The organism is Salipiger bermudensis (assembly GCF_020171625.1).
Taxonomy (GTDB): domain Bacteria; phylum Pseudomonadota; class Alphaproteobacteria; order Rhodobacterales; family Rhodobacteraceae; genus Salipiger; species Salipiger bermudensis_B.
In genome coordinates this window covers 238,783-255,651 of sequence record NZ_JAIUZY010000005.1, presented here as the reverse complement: position 1 = coordinate 255,651, position 16,869 = coordinate 238,783, and the positions used below count along the sequence as shown (strand labels likewise).

Below are 16,869 nucleotides of genomic sequence, written 5' to 3'. Positions count from 1 at the left end.
CCAGCGCCCCACCCTTTAACCCTCGTGAAACTTTAACCTTGGCTTAACCGTCGCCAAGACCGGCCAGCTCAGCTCGGATCGCGCCAGCGGTTGACGATGGGGTAGCGCCTGTCGAGCCAGAACGCGCGTTTCGACAGGCGCGCGCCGGGGGCCGACTGGAAGCGCTTGTATTCCGAGATGTAGAGCAGGTGTTCGACCTTCTTGGCATCGGCCCGGTCATAGCCCGCCGCGACGCAATCGGCGATCGAGCCGTCATCGTCGACAAGGATCTGCAAGATGCCGTCGAGCACCGGGTAGTCGGGCAGCGAGTCGCTGTCCTTCTGATCGTCGCGCAGCTCGGCCGAGGGCGGCTTGGTGATGATCCGCTCGGGGATCGGCGCCGTCTCGGGGCCCCTCATCCACGGGCGCGCATTGGCGTTGCGCCAGCGGCAGATATCGAAGACGCGGGTCTTGTAGAGATCCTTGATCGGATTGTAGCCGCCCGCCATGTCGCCGTAGATCGTGGCATAGCCCACCGCGACCTCGGACTTGTTGCCGGTGGTCAGCAGCATCTCACCGAACTTGTTCGACATCGCCATCAGCAGCAGGCCGCGCAGGCGCGATTGAATGTTCTCCTCGGTGAGGTCCGGATCGCGGCCCTCGAAGAGCGGCGCCAGCGTCTCGGTGATGGCATCGCGGCCCGGGGTGATCGGCACGAAGTCGTAGTGACACCCAAGGTTTTGTGCACAGGCCTTGGCATCCTCGAGCGAATGCTCGGAGGTGTATTCCGAGGGCAGCATCACGCAGCGCACGTTCCCGGCGCCCAGCGCATCCACCGCGATGGTCGCGACCAGCGCCGAGTCGACCCCGCCCGACATGCCCAGCAGCACCTTACCGAAGCCAGTCTTGCGGCAATAGTCGCGCAGGGCCAGCACCATGGCGTGGTAATCCTGCTCCATCGCGTCGGGGTGTTTCGTGAAATCTCCCTGAAGCGCGCGCCAGCCCTCCTCGGTGCGCTCGAGATCGACATGCGCGATGGCCTCTTCGAAGACCGGAAGCTGCAGCGCCACCGCGCCGTGCGGATTGAGCACGAAGGAGCCGCCGTCGAAGATCTGGTCGTCCTGACCGCCCACCATGTTGAGGTAGATCAGCGGCAGGCCGGTCTCGACCACGCGGGCGACCATCTTGTTGAGCCGGGTCTCGTACTTGTTGCGGAAATAGGGCGAGCCGTTGGGGACCAGCAGGAACTCGGCCCCGGTCTCGGCCAGCGTCTCGGCCACGTCCTCGTACCACGCATCCTCGCAGATCGGCGATCCGATGCGGGTGTTGCCGACCGCGTAGGGCCCGCCGATCGGGCCGCTGTCGAAGATCCGCAGCTCGTCGAACACGTTGTAGTTCGGCAGGTGATGCTTGAAGACCTGCGTCACCATCTTGCCGCCCCGGCAGATGATATAGGCGTTGAAGAGCTCGGTGCCCTCGATCCACGGGCACCCGATGCCGAGGCTCGGGCCGTCGGCGCAGTCTTCCGCCAGCGCCTTGACCGCCGCCATGCAGTCCAGCGTGAAGGCGTGCTTCATCGGCAGGTCCTGCGCGTTGTAGCCGGCGATGAACATCTCGGGCAGCGCCACCATGTCGGCGCCCGCGGCCTTGCCCTGGTCCCAGGCGTCCTTGGCCTGTGCGGCATTGCCCGCGAGATCCCCCATGGTGGGGTTCAGCTGCGCGATGGTGAGGCGGAAGCGATCGGCCATGTGCCCTGTTCCTTTCAGTCACATCTTCGTGCCGACATAGCAGAACCACGCCGGAGGAAAAGCGGCCCGGGCAAAAGAGATTGTCACGTTGCGGGGGCTTGGATACGGTTCGGGAACATCAAGGGGGCCATCCGGCAGGGTACGACACATGACACGCGCAGGCAGAAAATTCGCTGCCGTCGCCGCCATTCTGGCGTTCGCCGGAACCGCGCTGGCGCAGGACGGCGACGAGATCATCACCAAGCAGTTCGACGATGGCGGGGTCTACGAGGGCACCTTCCGCGACGGGCTGCGCGACGGCACCGGCACCTACCGCCTGCCCAACGGGTTCGAGTATTCGGGCGACTGGGTCGACGGCGAGATCGTCGGCGAAGGCACCGCGCGCTATCCCAGCGGCGCGGTCTACGAGGGCCAGTTCGCCAAGGGCAAGCCCGAGGGCGTGGGGCGCATCGTGCTGGCCGACGGCAGCGTCTACGAGGGCTCGTGGGTCGACGGCAAGATCACCGGCAAGGGCGTGATCCGCTACGCCAACGGCGCCCGGTACGAGGGCGCGTTCCGCAACGCGCTGCACCACGGGCGCGGCGTGATGACCACGCCGGACGGCTATCGCTACGAGGGCGACTGGGTGAACGGGATCGAGGAAGGCAACGCCTCGATCACCTATCCCGACGGCTCGGTCTACGAGGGCCGGGTGGCCAACGGCAAGCGCTCCGGTGAGGGCACGCTGACCATGGCCGACGGGCTGGTCTACGAGGGCATGTGGCGCGACGGCCAGCAGGACGGTCGCGGCAAGCTCAGCCTGCCCAATGGCGATGTCTACGAGGGCGAGCTGGTCGATGGCCGCCGCGAGGGGCAGGGCAAGGAGACCTATGCCAACGGCGACGTCTACGAGGGCGAGTTCAACAACGACCAGCGGCAGGGCTATGGCAGCTTCACCGGGGCCGACGGCTACCGGCTCGAGGGCAACTGGGTGGCGGGCCAGATCGAGGGCGAGGGCCGCGTGACCTATCCCGACGGCTCGGTCTACGAGGGCGAGATCAGCGGCGACCTCGCCAACGGACGCGGCAAGACCACCTATCCCGACGGCTCGACCTACGAGGGCGACTGGGTAGACGGCGTGATCGAGGGCAGTGGTCGGGCCACCTATCCCAACGGCGTGGTCTACGAGGGGGGCTTCAGCAACGCGCGCTACAACGGCACGGGCAAGATCACCTATCCCGACGGCTACACCTACGAAGGCGACTGGCAGGACAACCAGCGCCACGGCGCGGGCAAAGCGTCCTATGCCGACGGCGCAGTCTATACCGGCGATTTCCGCGAGGATCAGCGCCACGGGCAGGGCACCATCGTGATGCCCGACGGCTTCCGCTACGAAGGCCAGTGGATGAATGGCAGCTTCGAGGGCAAGGGCATCGCGACCTATGCCAACGGCGATGTCTACGAGGGCATGTTCAAGGACGGCAAGCGACAGGGCGAAGGCACCCTGCGCTATGCCACCGGCGATCAGGCCGAGGGCAACTGGATCAACGGGGTGCTGACCACGGAGACCCCGGTGCAGACGGATTCACCTGAGGACGCCACCGAGACCGACCCCGGTGAGACCAACTCCGCTGACACCGGTGAGGCCGAGAGCGAAAGCGACGGGAGTGACGGCAGCGAGACGGACGCGAGCGAAACCGAGACGGCGCCCCCCGCCGAAGACTGATGCTCCGCCGCAGCCCGAGCGTCAGCAGCGCGGCACGCCCATCTCGATGAGGTCCGCCCCGCTGACGGTGACATAGCCTCTGGTGACGAAGCGTGCGCTGGTCAGGAACCAGCGGCGCAGCGGCGGCGGGTAATGCGCCGCCATCCGCCGCGACCAGTAATCGAAGCGCTCGGATCGGATCGGCCGGTCGAGATAGCTTGGGCCGTGGAACCCGAACGCCGTGTCCGACCGGACGCAGACATTCCCGGCGCCAAGGTAGAGCGTGCAGGACGACAGGCAGTAGGTGCCCCGGATTTCGACCCGCACGCCGCGGTCGCGCAGCTGTTGCACCTCGGCAAGGCGGGGCCGCAACCGGCCGCCGCCGTCATTGCCCACGATCTGCACCCGTGCAAAGACTGGTTCGTATTGCGGGGTGGCGGCACGTCCAGGCGTCGGCAGAACCAGACCAAGCACCAAGAGCAGGAGTGCGAACTGCAGCGGGCGGGATCGTCCTGTCATGGCAGCGGAACCTCTGGTTGGGAACGCCAGAGGTCTCGCGGATTCGCTTTAAGAACCGGTTGAGAGACGATTTTGCCGCGCTTTGTTAAGGAAAGCCCGGCTGCGCCCCCGCGCACGTTGACGATCCCCGTGCAACGCGCACAAGCTGCGCGCATGAGCGAGACACTGTCAGACACCGCTCCCGCGGCGCCTTCGCATCGGGAGAAACTCAGCCTGCAAGACTGGTTGCACGCGCTCTGGGGCACTTGGCTGCGCATGGACGAGCGCAATCTCGGCCTGATCGCGGCCGGCGTAGCCTTCTATGCCTTCCTGTCGCTGTTTCCCGCGATTTCGGCGGTGATCGCGATCTGGGGCTACTGGGCCGATCCGGTGGCGATTTCGGAGCAGATGGAACTGTTGCGCGAGATGATGCCCGAAGAGGCCTATGCCCTGCTCGAAACCCAGATCACCCAGCTCATCTCGGCCAACCGCTCGACCCTGCAATGGGCCTCTATCATCTCGATCGTGGTGGCGCTCTGGTCGACGCGGGCCTCGATCGCGGCGCTGATCCGCGGCCTGAACGCGGCCAGCGGAGCGCCCCATCGCGAGAACGCCATCCGCCGCCTCGCAGTGGCCTTCCTGCTGACCGTGCTGCTGATCTTCACCGCGCTGGTCGCCTTTGCCGCGGTGGTGATCCTGCCCGCCGCCATCGCCTTCATCGGGCTTCCGGTGCACGTGGAGATCGCGGTGAGCGTGGTGAAGTGGCTAATCCTGCTTGCGGTGGTGTTCTTCGCCATCGCCCTGCTCTACCGGTACGGCCCCAACCGGCGTCGCTCGCGGATGCGCTGGTTCACCCCCGGCGCGCTGCTGGCGCTGCTGTCCTGGGCGGCAGGGTCCGTCGCGCTGACGACCTACATCCGCAACGTCGACCGTCTGAACGAAGTCTACGGCTCGCTCGGCGCGGTGGTGGCGCTGCTGCTGTGGTTCTATGTCAGCGCGCTGGTCACATTGCTTGGGGCGCAGCTGAACGGTGAGCTCGACAAGCGCCGCAAGAAAATCGCGGAAAATTCTTAACTCGGGTGGAACAAGGCCCGCGGGTCGGCGTTCTGTTCCCAAGGACGCCTGTTTCGTCCTGTCCCTTCGCGGGCCGTGTCCCTGTCCCGACTATCCCAAGCGGCCCGCACCTGTCCCCAACCCCGCTCTCTGCCCGGAGAGCGGGGTTACTTTTTCCCGCATGTCAGACACGAAAACACCCGCCGGGCCTTCGCCCGACGGGTGTTTGTTTAACATGGAGCGATTGGGATCAGGCCTGCCCGAAGATCGGCTTGGCCGACGCCGCGGAGTCTCCGAGGATGTCGAACAGGCGCAGCAGGATCAGCGTGACCGGGATCGCCACGATGCCGCCCAGCGGCCCCCAGAACCAGAGCCAGAAGATCAGCGAGACGAAGATCAGGAACGGGTTGATCTGCACGTGCCGGCCGACGAGCGACGGGGTCACGAACTGAGCCTCCGTCATGTTGCAGCACAGGTAGATGGCCATCGGTGCGAAGGTCATCAGCCCGTCGTAATTGACCACGCCCGCCAGCAGCAGACCCGCCGCCAGCACCACCGGCCCGAGATAGAGCACGTAGTTCAGCAGCATCGCCGCGATGCCCCAGACCACGGCCCCAGGCAGGCCAAGCAGCATCAGCGCCGCGCCGACGGCGAAGCCGAGGCCCGCGTTGACCACCGAGATGGCCGCGAAGTACTTCGACACCATCTTCTCGGCATCGCAGAAGCGCTCGAGCAGCTTGGGCGTGTCCATGCCGGTGCCGATCTTGGACGAGATGTAGCGATAGATCCCGTTGCGGGTCAGCAGGAAGAAGAACAGCCCGCCGAGGAAGATCAGCAGCTGCGCGAGGATCTGCGGCGCTAGGAAGATCGCGTCCGTCAGACCCGGAATATCCGTGGCCTCCTTGTCGGCGCTGCCGCTGCCGAGCGCCGCCTCAACCTCCCGGTTCATCTCATCGAAGCCCCGGATCAGACTCTGATACTCGATGAACAGCTTCCGAACCTCGTACTTGATCGACGGCAACCGGTCGATCAGCGTGGTGATGTAGGGCTCGACCATGTAGGCGAGCGCACCTATGGCGAAGAACATGCCGATGATGAGCAACATCGCCACCACCCCGCGTGGCAACCCCAGACGCTCGAGCCGGTCTGCAAGCGGGGCAAAGATCACCCCGGTCACCACGGCCAGCGTCAGCGGCGCAAAGATGTCTTGGGCGACTTTGAGCCCAAATAGCAGCACACCTGCCGCGATAATCACCGACGAGGCGCGCAGCACGGTGTCGGAGACGATGGCTGGCTTTTTCATACAAGAGCAACCTTGGCTGAGAGCCCTTTGTTCCTTGCCCACAACTATATTTCGCTCGGCCCGTCGGCGAATGGCATTACCGCTGCCACGGGGGAGGACGGAACCGCCGGAATCTCAGAAAAATGCGGGTTAATCGCCGGCCACACGGAACCGCGGGCAGGTCCGAAGCGTTAAGGGCAGCAACAGGAAGGGCCAGACCGCATGACTGCGCAGAGTGGACACCAGCCGGTGGGCGATATCGTCGACCGGCTCGAAGACGTGGTGCAGCGGGACAATATCTCGTTGCGGGATCTGTTCGAGGAATTCGGCGAAAGCTCCTTCCTTCCCGCGCTGATGGTGCCCTCTTTGCTCGTGGTCTCTCCGCTTTCTGGGATCCCGCTTTTTTCCTCTGCCTGCGGCCTGACCATTGCCTTCATCTCGGCCCAGATGCTGTTTTCGCGCAAACACCTGTGGCTGCCCGACTTCCTGATGAAGATGAAGATCGACGGCCCGAAGGCCCGCAAGGCGGTGAAGAAGATGCGCGGCGTCGGCGCCTGGATCGACCGGCACAGCCGCAACCGCCTGTCGGTGTTCGTCGCCAGACCGGTGCGCAAATGGCTGCAGCTCCTGTGCCTGCTGTGCGGCCTTGCGATGCCGTTCCTCGAGATTGTGCCGTTCTCTTCGTCTCTGCTTGGCGGCGCGGTCACCCTGCTTGCGACGTCGATGCTGGCGCGCGACGGGCTGTTCGCGCTGCTCGGCAGCATCGCCATCGTCGCTGCTGGGGTGCTTGTCCCGATGGGCGTGATGGGGGTCATCTAGAGACCGGTTTGCGGCCCAGCCCGACATGCCCTTGGGCCCGTTCAGAGCAGGGCTACCATGTTCAGGACGAACACGATCACGAAGCCGATCCCCACCAGCCACAGAAGAAGGTTGGTTGCCTTGCGACCCTCGCGGCGATCGCGGGGAGTCTCTTCGCGGTGAACGGGGCGGTCACTGGCGCCGGCATCCCCCGGTCCGGCCCGGACGTCGCGCGCCTCGGGGTCGCTGTGTTTGTGCTCGCTGTCGGGCGTGTTCATGCGATGGCCTCCTCTGACAGTGCAAAGACAAAGCCTCTAGAGAGCCGTGCCGGTTCCAAGTGACCCTGCGTCGCTTCTCTCGCGCCAGCCATCTTCGCCGTAGCGGAAGCTGCGCGCGCCGTCAGAGACGAACCCTTCGTTGCGCGCCACCATGCGCGTGACCTTGGCCTCATCCCCGGAAAGGTCGAGCACGGCGAAATCATTCTCCTGCCCGCGCAGCCGTGTCGAAAGCCCGGTGCCGACATGGATCTGCAGCACCCGCGCCCCATGCTTGCGCGACAGGAACGGCTCGGCCCGCCAGCGGTGCAGATGGCCGGAGAGCACCAGATGCGCGCCGCATTCCGACAGCTGCTCGATCGCCTTCTCCGCCTTGGGCATCAGGCTTTTCTTCACGTCCTCGTCCTGCTCGAACGGGTGATGCGCCAGCACCACGCGGAAGGATTCGTCGCTGTCCGAGAAGATCTTGCAGGCGTGGCGCATCTGACGCCACCGGATCCGCCCACGCTGCCATCGGTACTGGTCGACGGTGTTGAGCCCGACGGCCACGAAATCCTCGCCGCGATGGATCGGGAAGAGATCCTTGCAGATATGATCCTTGTAGCGCCGGAAGGGCCGCACGAACCGCAGCCAGAGATTGTCGAGCGAGATGTCATGGTTGCCCGGAACCGCCAGCCACGGCGCCTCGAACCGATCGAGGAAGGCGCGCGCGTCGCGATACTGGCTGTTGCGCGCGCGCTGGGTAAAATCGCCGGTGACCGCCACGAGATCCGCTCCCGCGGCGTTCACCGCATCGACCAGCGGGTCGAGCAACTCGACATCGGTGCGACCGAAATGCAGGTCAGAGATATGGACGATACGGGTCATTGCTCGGGTTGGGTCCCGGGCACCATGACTTGCAGCGGCGCATCGCGAAGGCGAATGCGGATCGGGGTCTTCATCAGGGTCTTTTCACCGTCCCGCGCCACCAGCGTGTGCTTGCGGCCGGTGTGAATGGTGATGTCGCGCGCGATCTGGAGATCGAAATCAGAGCCGTTCTGCGCCGAGCCGCCGGCCAGCTTGAGGGCCGTGCGCACCAGATCGATGCTGCGCTCGCCCTTGGCCGTGAAGAGCGCGAAGTGACCATCGCGGATCGCGTCCGCGCCGTCGAGGTTGAACCGTTCGAGCTGGTAGGCGCTCTTGGCGACGAAGGCGAGCGGCGTGCGCAGCCGCTCTTCGCGCCCGTCGAGTGTCAGCCGAAGCTTGAGCGGGCGCCGAAAGCCGGTCAGCGCAAGGATCACCGACCAGTACGCTGCAAGGCGCGAGCGGCCCCAGCGCTCATAGATGCTCTCGCGCCGCTGCAGGATCAGCGGATAGACTCCGAGGCTGGTGTTGTTGAGGAAAACCTCGCCGTTCACCTCGCCCAGCGGCATGTCGTGCAGCCGCCCGGTGGCCAGCACCTCGATGGCGCCTTCCATGTCTTCGGGGATCTCGAGGCCGCGGGCGAAGTAGTTGAAGGTGCCCTGCGGGATCACCCCCATCGGCACCCCAGCGTCGTGGCTGGCGGCGGCCACCGCCGCGATGGTGCCGTCACCGCCCGCCGCGACGAGCATCTCGGCGCCGCTTTGCTCGAGCGACTTCCGGGCAAAGACAACAAGGTCTTCGTCGCCACTCGGAACGGCGATTTTCGACTCTATTCCGGCCTCGTCGAGCAAGGCCGAGATGCGGGCACGCCGATCGCCCTCGGAGTGATCCCCGGAGCGTTCGTTGAGTATGACACAGACATTGCGGACGGCAGGCACCGTGACCTCCAATTCAAACCTTTGGTCAACGTTCCGCGGCGGGGCCGGTTCCCCCCTGCCCGGAGAAAGGGCGGCGCGGCAAGGCTCGCGGAAATTTCAGTTTGCGGAGGGCGACGGAACGGATCGAATCGTCTAGCATCGACCCCTCACCGGCGGATCGGAGGAGGTCCTCCCGGACCTGCAGTACAGAGGAGACCGTCAGGACATGGCTCACAGCCCAGTTCACCGCAGCGCCGTGATCGTTGCGCATGGCAGCCCGTCAGACCCCGAGTCTCAGGAAACGGCGCTCCGCACCCTGGCCGGCAAGGTCGAGGCCCACATGGAGGGCTGGCGCATCGGCAGTGCGACGCTGGCCGCGAAAGGTCGGCTCGAAGCCGAGATCGGCGAGCTCGGCCACCCGCTGATCTATCCATTCTTCATGGCGCGGGGCTGGTTCACCGGTCAGGTGCTGGCCAAGAAGGCGCGCGCGCTCGGCTTGCGGATGCTGGAACCTTTCGGTGTCGAACCGGGGCTGGTGTGCTGCGCGCAGGCAGAGCTGCGCACGCAGCTGGCGCAGTACGGCTGGGAGGCGTCGGAGACCGCGCTGGTGGTCGCCGCGCATGGCAGCGCGATCTCGCGCACCAGCGCCGACAGCGCCTACGGCTTTGCCCGGGCGCTGCATTCGGGGATGGGCTTCACCGCCACCCGGACCGGCTTCATCGAGCAGCCGCCGTTCCTCAAGGACGTGGCGCAGGGGCTCGGTCAGGCGATCTGCCTGCCCTATTTCGCGCAGCAATCGGGTCACATGGAAGACGACGTGCCCGGCGCGCTTGCGGCCGCCGGCTTCGACGGGCCGATGCTGCCGCCCTTCATCGCCTGGACCGACACCCCGGCCCTGATCGCCGGCAGCATCGAGCGGCAGGGCGCTGCGCTGGAGAGCGCGGCCTCCTGACCTGTGCACGCACCGCGCCGCACGCGAAAAGGGCCGCCCCGAGAGGCGGCCCTTTGCATGTCCGGTTCTGAGCCGGCTCAGAAGTCGAGGTTCTCGACGCTGAGCGCGTTTTGCTGGATGAACTCGCGGCGCGGTTCGACCACGTCGCCCATCAGCTTGGTGAAGATGTCGTCCGCCTCGGTCATGTCGTCGACGCGCACCTGAAGCAGGGTGCGGGCATCGGGATCGAGCGTGGTCTCCCAGAGCTGGCCCGGGTTCATCTCGCCCAGACCCTTGTAGCGCTGCAGCGACAGACCCTTTTCGCCCTCTTCGAGCACCGCCTCGAGCAGTCCGAGCGGGCCGTAGATCGCCTGACGGCGATCCTTGCGCTCGAGCACGGCGGGCGTGGCATAGACATTCTGCAGCGCCTGCGTGAAGCTGCCGGTCTTGCGCGCCTCGCCGGACCGCAGCATCGGGCCGTCCAGCGTGCGGACCTCCTCGACGCCGCGCAGGATGCGCGCCAGCCGGATGCCGCGATCCTGGGTGATGCGGCCCTGCCAGCCCTTCTCGTATTCCACCGCGATCAGGTCGAGCCGCTCGGCCACCTTGTCGGCCACGCCCTGCAGGTCGCTCTCGACCGCGCCGGGTACGAAGGCCCCCGCGACGGCAGACTGCTCGAGGATGTGGCGCGGGTAATGCGTCGGGAAGGCGTCGAGCACGCGCTTGAGCTGGCGCGCGTCGTCGATCACCCGGACGAGATCCTGCCCGGTGATCACCTCGCCACTGCCCAGCTTCAGATGCGCCCCGTCGACGCCCTGCTGGATCAGGTAGTCATCGAGCGCGGCCTGGTCCTTGACGTAGACCTCTGAGCGGCCGCGCGCGACTTTGAACAGCGGCGGCTGGGCGATGTAGAGATAACCGCCCTCGATCAGCTCCGGCATCTGCCGGTAGAAGAAGGTCAGCAGCAGGGTCCGGATGTGGGCACCGTCGACGTCGGCGTCGGTCATCAGGATGATCTTGTGATAACGCAGCTTGTCGATATTGAACTCGTCGCGGCCGATGCCGGTGCCGAGCGCCATCACGAGGTTGCCGATCTCCTGGCTGCCGAGCATCCGGTCGAAGCGCGCGCGCTCGACGTTGAGGATCTTACCCTTCAGAGGCAGGATCGCCTGGGTGCCACGGTCACGCCCGGTCTGGGCCGAGCCGCCCGCGGAGTCACCCTCGACGATGAACAGCTCGGTCTTGGACGGATCCTTCTCGGAGCAGTCCTTGAGCTTGCCGGCGAGGAAGTTGACGTCCATCGGGTTCTTGCGGCGCGTGAGCTCGCGCGCCTTGCGCGCGGCCTCGCGGGCAAGCGCCGCCTCGACGATCTTGCCGACGACCATCTTGGCTTCGTTGGGGTGCTCCTCGAACCACTCGGTGAGCTTCTCGTTCACCAGGTTCTCGACCGCCGGGCGCACCTCGGAAGACACAAGCTTGTCCTTGGTCTGGCTCGAGAACTTGGGGTCGGGCACCTTGACCGAGAGTACGCAGGTCAGGCCCTCGCGGGCGTCGTCGCCGGTGAAGCTGACCTTCTCCTTCTTGGCGATGCCGCTGTCGGTAGCATAGCGCGTCAGAGTCCGGGTCAGCGCACCGCGGAAGCCCGCCATGTGGGTGCCGCCGTCGCGCTGCGGGATGTTGTTGGTGAAGGGCAGCACCATCTCGTTGTAGCTGTCGTTCCACCACATCGCGACCTCGACGCCGATGCCGTCCTTCTCGCCGGTCATGTAGATCGGCTCGGGCATCATCGGCTGCTTGGAGCGGTCGAGATATTTCACGAACTCCTTCACGCCGCCATCGTAGTGCAGCTCGGTGTGCAGCGGCTCGGCCGGGCGCTCGTCCTCGAGGATGATGCGCACGCCGGAGTTCAGGAAGGCGAGCTCGCGCAGGCGCTTTTCCAGCGTGGCAAATTCGAAGTCGAGGTTCGAGAAAGTCTCGGTCGAGGCCAGGAAGCGCACCTCGGTGCCCTGCTCGCCCTCGGCGTCGCCGACAACGCGCAGATGCTCGACCGTCTCCCCGTGCGAGAACTTGGCGTAATGCTCCTTGCCGTTGCGCCAGATGCGCAGCTCGAGCCACACCGACAGGGCGTTCACCACCGAAACGCCCACGCCGTGCAGACCGCCTGAGACCTTGTAGGAGTTCTGGTCGAACTTCCCACCCGCGTGCAGCTGGGTCATGATGACCTCGGCCGCCGAGACGCCCTCTTCGGCGTGCATGTCGACCGGAATACCTCGGCCGTTGTCCCGCACGGAGACCGAATTGTCGGCATGAATCTTCACGCGCACGAAGTCGGCGTGACCGGCGAGAGCCTCGTCGATGCCGTTATCCACGACCTCGTAGACCATGTGGTGGAGACCCGAGCCGTCATCGGTGTCACCGATATACATGCCGGGGCGCTTGCGCACCGCCTCCAAACCCTTGAGAACCTTGATGGAATCCGCGCCGTATTCCTGCGGAGCGCCTGCCGGTTCGGCCATGTAGCCACCCTCTGTCTTGTTTGAGGTTTTTATAGGTGAGAAGCGCTGCCTTGTCACGCGGATGACACAAGATTTGGTGTCAGACCGGCAGGTTTTCAACGAGCGATTGCCCGGCCTCGTCGGTGACCTGCAGCCGCTGCGCGCGATCGCCCAGCTCGGCGAACAGTTCCGGCCCGGTGCCGGTCATCCAGGCCTGCGCCCCAAGCGCGCAGATCTCGTCATAGAGCGCCGCGCGGCGGCCCGCGTCGAGATGCGCCGCGACCTCGTCGAGCAGCAGCAGCGGCGGGGCACCGATCTCGGCGGCGAGCGCCCGCGCATTGGCGAGGATCAGCGAGATCAGCAGCGCCTTCTGCTCGCCGGTGGAGCAGTCCGAGGCCGGCACGCCCTTCGCGGCGAAGACCCCGTAGAGATCCGAGCGGTGCGGGCCCGTGAGCGTGCGCCCCGCGGCCATGTCCCGGAAGCGGCCCTCGGCGAAGACGGCGCGCAGGTCCTCCTCGGCGTCGGGAATGTCGGCCTCGGTCGAGACCAGCGCGAGATCGGCGGCGGGAAAGCTGGTCTCCGCCCCGTCCTGCGCCCTGGCGAGCCGTGCCAGCGCCGCCTGCCGGTTCTGCTGGATCAGCGCGCCGCTCTGCGCCATCTGGCTTTCCAGCGCGGCGTACCAATGCGCATCGCGGATCTGCTCCTTGAGCAGGCGGTTGCGCTCGCGCATGGCCTTTTCGTAGGTCAAAGAGGCATCGGCGTGATCGGGAAAGAAGCTTAGCGTCATGCGGTCGAGAAAGCGCCGCCGGCCCTCGGGGGCCTCGATCCACAGCCGGTCCATCGACGGGATCAGCCACAGCACCCGGGCGACGCGCGCCAGCGCGGTCTGCGGCGCGGGCTTGCCGTCGATCTCGACCTGCCGCGCCCCCCCGCTTTCCGAGCGCACCGAGATCTCGTTCGTGCCCTCGGGCCCGTGCAGCAAGGCGCCGATCTTCCAGCCCAGGGCCTCCGGTCGGCGGGTCATCTCCTGCGCCGAGGCGCGCCGCATCCCCCGCCCGGGCGACAGCAGCGAGACCGCCTCGATCAAATTGGTCTTGCCCGCGCCATTGGGTCCGTAGATCGCAACGGGCCGGGCATCGACCTCCACCGCCGCGCGCTTGTGCGAACGGAAATGCGAGAGCGTCAGGCTTGAAAGGTGGAGAGCGGTCACGATCCGCTCTCCCTGTGCAGGGTTGGCCCGGTCAGGGTCACACGCGCATCGGCATCACGACATAGACCGCGCTGGTGTCGCTGCCTTCGCGCATCAGGGTCGGGTCGCCCGAGGAGTTGAACATGAACACCGCGTTCTCGCGATCCACCTGGCTGGCGATCTCGAGCAGGTACTTGGCGTTGAAGCCGATCTCGAGCGGCTCGTCGCCATAGGCCACGGCGAGCTCTTCCTCGGCGGCGCCACTGTCGGGCGCGTTAACCGAGAGCACCAGCCGGTCTTCGTCGAGCTGCAGCTTCACCGCGCGCGACCGCTCGGACGACACCGTCGCAACGCGGTCGACGGCCTTGGCGAACTCGGTCGCGTCGACCTCGAGCCGGCGGGTGTTGCCGGTCGGGATGACGCGGGAGTAATCCGGGAAGGTGCCGTCGATGACCTTGGAGGTCAGGGTGATGTCGGGCGTGGCGAAGCGCACCTTGGTCTCCGAGACCGACACGGCGATGTCCATGTCGTCATCGTCGAGCAGCTTGCGCAGCTCGCCCACGGTCTTGCGCGGCACGATCACGCCGGGCATCGCCTCGGCGCCCGAGGGCACCGGCGCATCGATCCGGGCAAGGCGGTGGCCATCGGTGGCGACGCAGCGCAGCACCCGGCCCTCTTCGCTTTCCGAGACGTGCATGTAGACGCCGTTGAGGTAGTAGCGGGTCTCTTCCGTCGAGATGGCGAATTTCGACTTGTCGAAGAGCTTGCGCAGGGTCTCGGCCTTGGCGCTGAAATTCGTCGCGTATTCCGACGAGGCCATGACCGGAAAGTCCTCTTTCGGCAGGGTCGCGAGGTTGAAGTTCGACCGGCCCGCGGCCACCGTGAGGCGCCCCGCGGCGCTGTCATCGGTGAGCTGGACAAGCGCGCCGTCGGGCAGCTTGCGGACGATTTCGTGCAGGGTCACGGCCGAAACCGTGGTGGCGCCTGCGCGCTCGACCTGTGCCGGGGCGCGGTCCAGAACCTCGATATCGAGATCGGTGGCGCGGAAGGTGACGGTGTCCCCCTCGGCCTCGATCAGCACGTTCGCGAGGATCGGAATGGTGTTGCGACGCTCGACAACCGATTGCGCCTGGCTGACTGCCTTGAGCAGCGTTGCCCGTTCGATACTGACTTTCATCCCTCACCCTCTCCGCCTGCCGGAGGCGCAGCCTAGCGCCAAGCGCAAGCTGCTCCAAGTCTTGTTTCAGCGATTGATCGGATTGTTTTACTTTGGCGTCAAGGCCGCGAGGCCGCCCGGTGGCGGCCCCGTCCGGTTGTGTTGTGCCTGAACCTCAGGCCCGCCTCTTCGGGCGGCGTCTCAGGCCTCGAGCGCGCGGCGCAGAAGCTCCACGTCGTCGGCGATCTGGCTGTCCTGCGTGCGCAGTTCCTCGATGCGCTTCACCCCGTGCATGACGGTGGTGTGGTCGCGCCCGCCGAAGCGGCGGCCGATCTCGGGCAGCGACCGGGCGGTGAGCTGCTTGCACAGGTACATCGCGACCTGACGCGGGCGGGCAAAGTTGCGCACACGCTTCGGCCCGATGAGGTCGCTGAGGCGGATGTGGTAGTGCTCGGCCACCTTGCGCTGGATCTCCTCGATCGAGATCTTGCGATCCGAGGCGCGCAGCACGTCGGCAAGGCAATCCTGCGTCAGCTCCATGGTGATCGGCTGGCCGACCAGCGAGGCGAAGGCGAACAGCCGGGTCAGCGCGCCTTCAAGCACGCGCACGTTGGTCGAGATGCGATGGGCGAGGAATTCAAGGATGCCGTCATCGAGTTGCAGCGCGGGGTACTGCTCGCGATAGTTCTGGACCTTGGACTGAAGGATGCCGAGACGCAGTTCGTAGTCGGTGGGATGCAGATCGACCACGAGACCGGACTGGAGCCGCGAGCGGATGCGGTTCTCGAGGTCCTTGATCTCGTCCGGGGCGCGGTCGGCCGAGATGATGATCTGCTTGTTCTGGTCCACCAGCGCGTTGAACGTGTGGAAGAACTCTTCCTGCGTCGAATCCTTGCCGGCGATGAACTGGACATCGTCCACCATCAGCACGTCGACCGAGCGGAACAGCTCCTTGAAATCCATCATCCGGCGCTCGCGCAGGGCCTGCACGAAACGGTACATGAACTGCTCGGCGGAGAGGTAGAGCACGTTCAGGTCGGGCCGGTTGTTGCGCAGGTCCCAGGCGATGGCGTGCATCAGGTGGGTCTTACCAAGGCCCACGCCACCATAGAGGAACAGCGGGTTGAAGGTCACCTGACCGCCTTCGGCAACGCGCTTGGCCGCGGCATGGGCCAGCTCGTTGGGCTTGCCGACGACGAAGCTGTCGAAGGTGAAGCGGCCGTCGAGCGGTGCGCCGGGCAGCAGGTCGCTGTTGGTCGGCGCCGCGGCGGCCGGGGCCGGCTGCGCCTGTGCCTGCGCCGCGGGGCGCGGCTGCTGCTGGGCCGCCGCCGGGCGGTTGTCCGCATTGGCGACCTGGAACTTCAGCCGGCGCACATCGGTGTCCATCCCCGAAAGCTTGGCAAGAAGGATGTCGCCGAAATTCTGCGACACGTAGGTGCCGATGAAGTTGGTGGGCACGTTGAACACGGCCACACCACCGGGTTCCACGCCGTGGAACTCCATGGGTTCGATCCAGGTCTTGTAGTTGTTCTCCCCAATCGTACTGCTCAGCTGGCTCTGCAATGCGCCCCACTGGTCTTTTGTCATTTGTCCCCGCTCCGAAAGCCTGACTGCCATTCATCCATCTCGTCATCTCGGGCGATCTGAGTGAGCCGCCCGGCGGACACATGTGATGCGGGAACAGGTCTCTGCCCCATGCCATGACGGCATGGGCTGGAATGATACGCATTCCGGACGGACAACACCTGCCTGCGCCCTTGGCATCCCAACCAAAGACCGACCTAGGTCAGCGCTGTCCGCGCATTTGTATACCTCGGACTGGCAGGGCAAACGCCCTGTTCTGGCGGCTGGTGCAGCAGACCGCCAAAGCGCAGTGCAAACGTCCCAGATAACGCGGGCGTTGCGCTGCTTGCCTGTCCCCCCAAAGCAATGTGACTCGCTCGGTGAAATTAGCAATTTGGCGGGAAGCCCGGCAACCGAACTTAAATGTTGACTCAGTGGATTCCGGAAAAAGAATCTCT

General features: G+C 65.8%; 14 protein-coding genes. 4 read left to right on the top strand and 10 right to left on the bottom strand.

The window, feature by feature from the left end:
• Positions 1-68 precede the first annotated feature (68 nt).
• The gene (locus tag LCM15_RS10680; protein ID WP_224856196.1) at positions 69-1,727 is read right to left on the bottom strand and encodes an NAD+ synthase; all 1,659 of its coding nucleotides are present in this window, start codon (positions 1,725-1,727) and stop codon (positions 69-71) included.
• A 148-nt stretch (positions 1,728-1,875) separates the two neighbouring features.
• Between LCM15_RS10680 and LCM15_RS10675 the strand changes: the two genes are divergently transcribed.
• Complete coding sequence (locus LCM15_RS10675) at positions 1,876-3,432, top strand: MORN repeat-containing protein (RefSeq protein ID WP_224856194.1); 1,557 nt, start codon at positions 1,876-1,878, stop codon at positions 3,430-3,432.
• 21 nt (positions 3,433-3,453) lie between these two features.
• Here the strand turns inward: LCM15_RS10675 and LCM15_RS10670 are convergent, their stop codons facing one another.
• A complete protein-coding gene (locus LCM15_RS10670) occupies positions 3,454-3,930 on the bottom strand; it encodes a hypothetical protein (RefSeq protein ID WP_224856192.1) in 477 nt (158 codons plus the stop codon).
• 153 nt (positions 3,931-4,083) lie between these two features.
• On the opposite strand from LCM15_RS10670, the gene LCM15_RS10665 reads away from it, so the two are divergent.
• Positions 4,084-4,983 carry a YihY/virulence factor BrkB family protein gene (locus LCM15_RS10665; protein WP_224856190.1) on the top strand — a complete coding sequence of 300 codons (900 nt, stop codon included), beginning with the start codon at positions 4,084-4,086 and terminating at the stop codon, positions 4,981-4,983.
• A gap of 229 nt (positions 4,984-5,212) precedes the next feature.
• Here the strand turns inward: LCM15_RS10665 and LCM15_RS10660 are convergent, their stop codons facing one another.
• Positions 5,213-6,265 carry an AI-2E family transporter gene (locus LCM15_RS10660; RefSeq protein ID WP_224856188.1) on the bottom strand — a complete coding sequence of 351 codons (1,053 nt, stop codon included), beginning with the start codon at positions 6,263-6,265 and terminating at the stop codon, positions 5,213-5,215.
• A gap of 201 nt (positions 6,266-6,466) precedes the next feature.
• Here LCM15_RS10660 and LCM15_RS10655 point away from each other — a divergent pair, with 201 nt between their 5' ends.
• Positions 6,467-7,063 carry an exopolysaccharide biosynthesis protein gene (locus LCM15_RS10655; protein ID WP_224856186.1) on the top strand — a complete coding sequence of 199 codons (597 nt, stop codon included), beginning with the start codon at positions 6,467-6,469 and terminating at the stop codon, positions 7,061-7,063.
• Between the two features lie 41 nt (positions 7,064-7,104).
• On the opposite strand, the gene LCM15_RS10650 is transcribed toward LCM15_RS10655, so the two are convergent.
• Genes LCM15_RS10650 through LCM15_RS10640 form a run of 3 tightly spaced genes read right to left on the bottom strand, consistent with a single transcriptional unit; the run spans position 7,105 to position 9,098 of the window.
• The gene (locus tag LCM15_RS10650) at positions 7,105-7,320 is read right to left on the bottom strand and encodes a hypothetical protein (protein WP_224856185.1); all 216 of its coding nucleotides are present in this window, start codon (positions 7,318-7,320) and stop codon (positions 7,105-7,107) included.
• Positions 7,321-7,356: 36 nt separating this feature from the next.
• Positions 7,357-8,184, bottom strand: a complete 828-nt coding sequence (locus tag LCM15_RS10645) for a metallophosphoesterase family protein (RefSeq protein ID WP_224856184.1) — start codon at positions 8,182-8,184, stop codon at positions 7,357-7,359.
• Positions 8,181-9,098 (bottom strand): diacylglycerol/lipid kinase family protein, encoded by a 918-nt coding sequence (locus LCM15_RS10640; RefSeq protein WP_224856183.1) that lies wholly within the window; start codon positions 9,096-9,098, stop codon positions 8,181-8,183. The genes LCM15_RS10645 and LCM15_RS10640 overlap by 4 nt, the downstream gene beginning before the upstream one ends.
• A 205-nt stretch (positions 9,099-9,303) precedes the next feature.
• Between LCM15_RS10640 and LCM15_RS10635 the strand changes: the two genes are divergently transcribed.
• Entirely contained in the window at positions 9,304-10,029 is a 726-nt protein-coding gene (locus LCM15_RS10635; RefSeq protein ID WP_224856182.1) for a CbiX/SirB N-terminal domain-containing protein, read from the top strand.
• A gap of 77 nt (positions 10,030-10,106) precedes the next feature.
• Here the strand turns inward: LCM15_RS10635 and gyrB are convergent, their stop codons facing one another.
• From gyrB to dnaA, 4 genes are all read right to left on the bottom strand, one after another.
• Positions 10,107-12,524, bottom strand: a complete 2,418-nt coding sequence (gene gyrB / locus LCM15_RS10630) for a DNA topoisomerase (ATP-hydrolyzing) subunit B (protein ID WP_224856181.1) — start codon at positions 12,522-12,524, stop codon at positions 10,107-10,109.
• Between the two features lie 79 nt (positions 12,525-12,603).
• Positions 12,604-13,713, bottom strand: coding sequence for a DNA replication/repair protein RecF (gene recF / locus LCM15_RS10625; protein WP_224856180.1), 1,110 nt, complete (start codon positions 13,711-13,713; stop codon positions 12,604-12,606).
• Between the two features lie 37 nt (positions 13,714-13,750).
• Positions 13,751-14,869 carry a DNA polymerase III subunit beta gene (dnaN, locus tag LCM15_RS10620; protein WP_224856178.1) on the bottom strand — a complete coding sequence of 373 codons (1,119 nt, stop codon included), beginning with the start codon at positions 14,867-14,869 and terminating at the stop codon, positions 13,751-13,753.
• Positions 14,870-15,049: 180 nt separating this feature from the next.
• Positions 15,050-16,435, bottom strand: a complete 1,386-nt coding sequence (gene dnaA / locus LCM15_RS10615) for a chromosomal replication initiator protein DnaA (protein WP_224856176.1) — start codon at positions 16,433-16,435, stop codon at positions 15,050-15,052.
• Positions 16,436-16,869 lie beyond the last annotated feature (434 nt).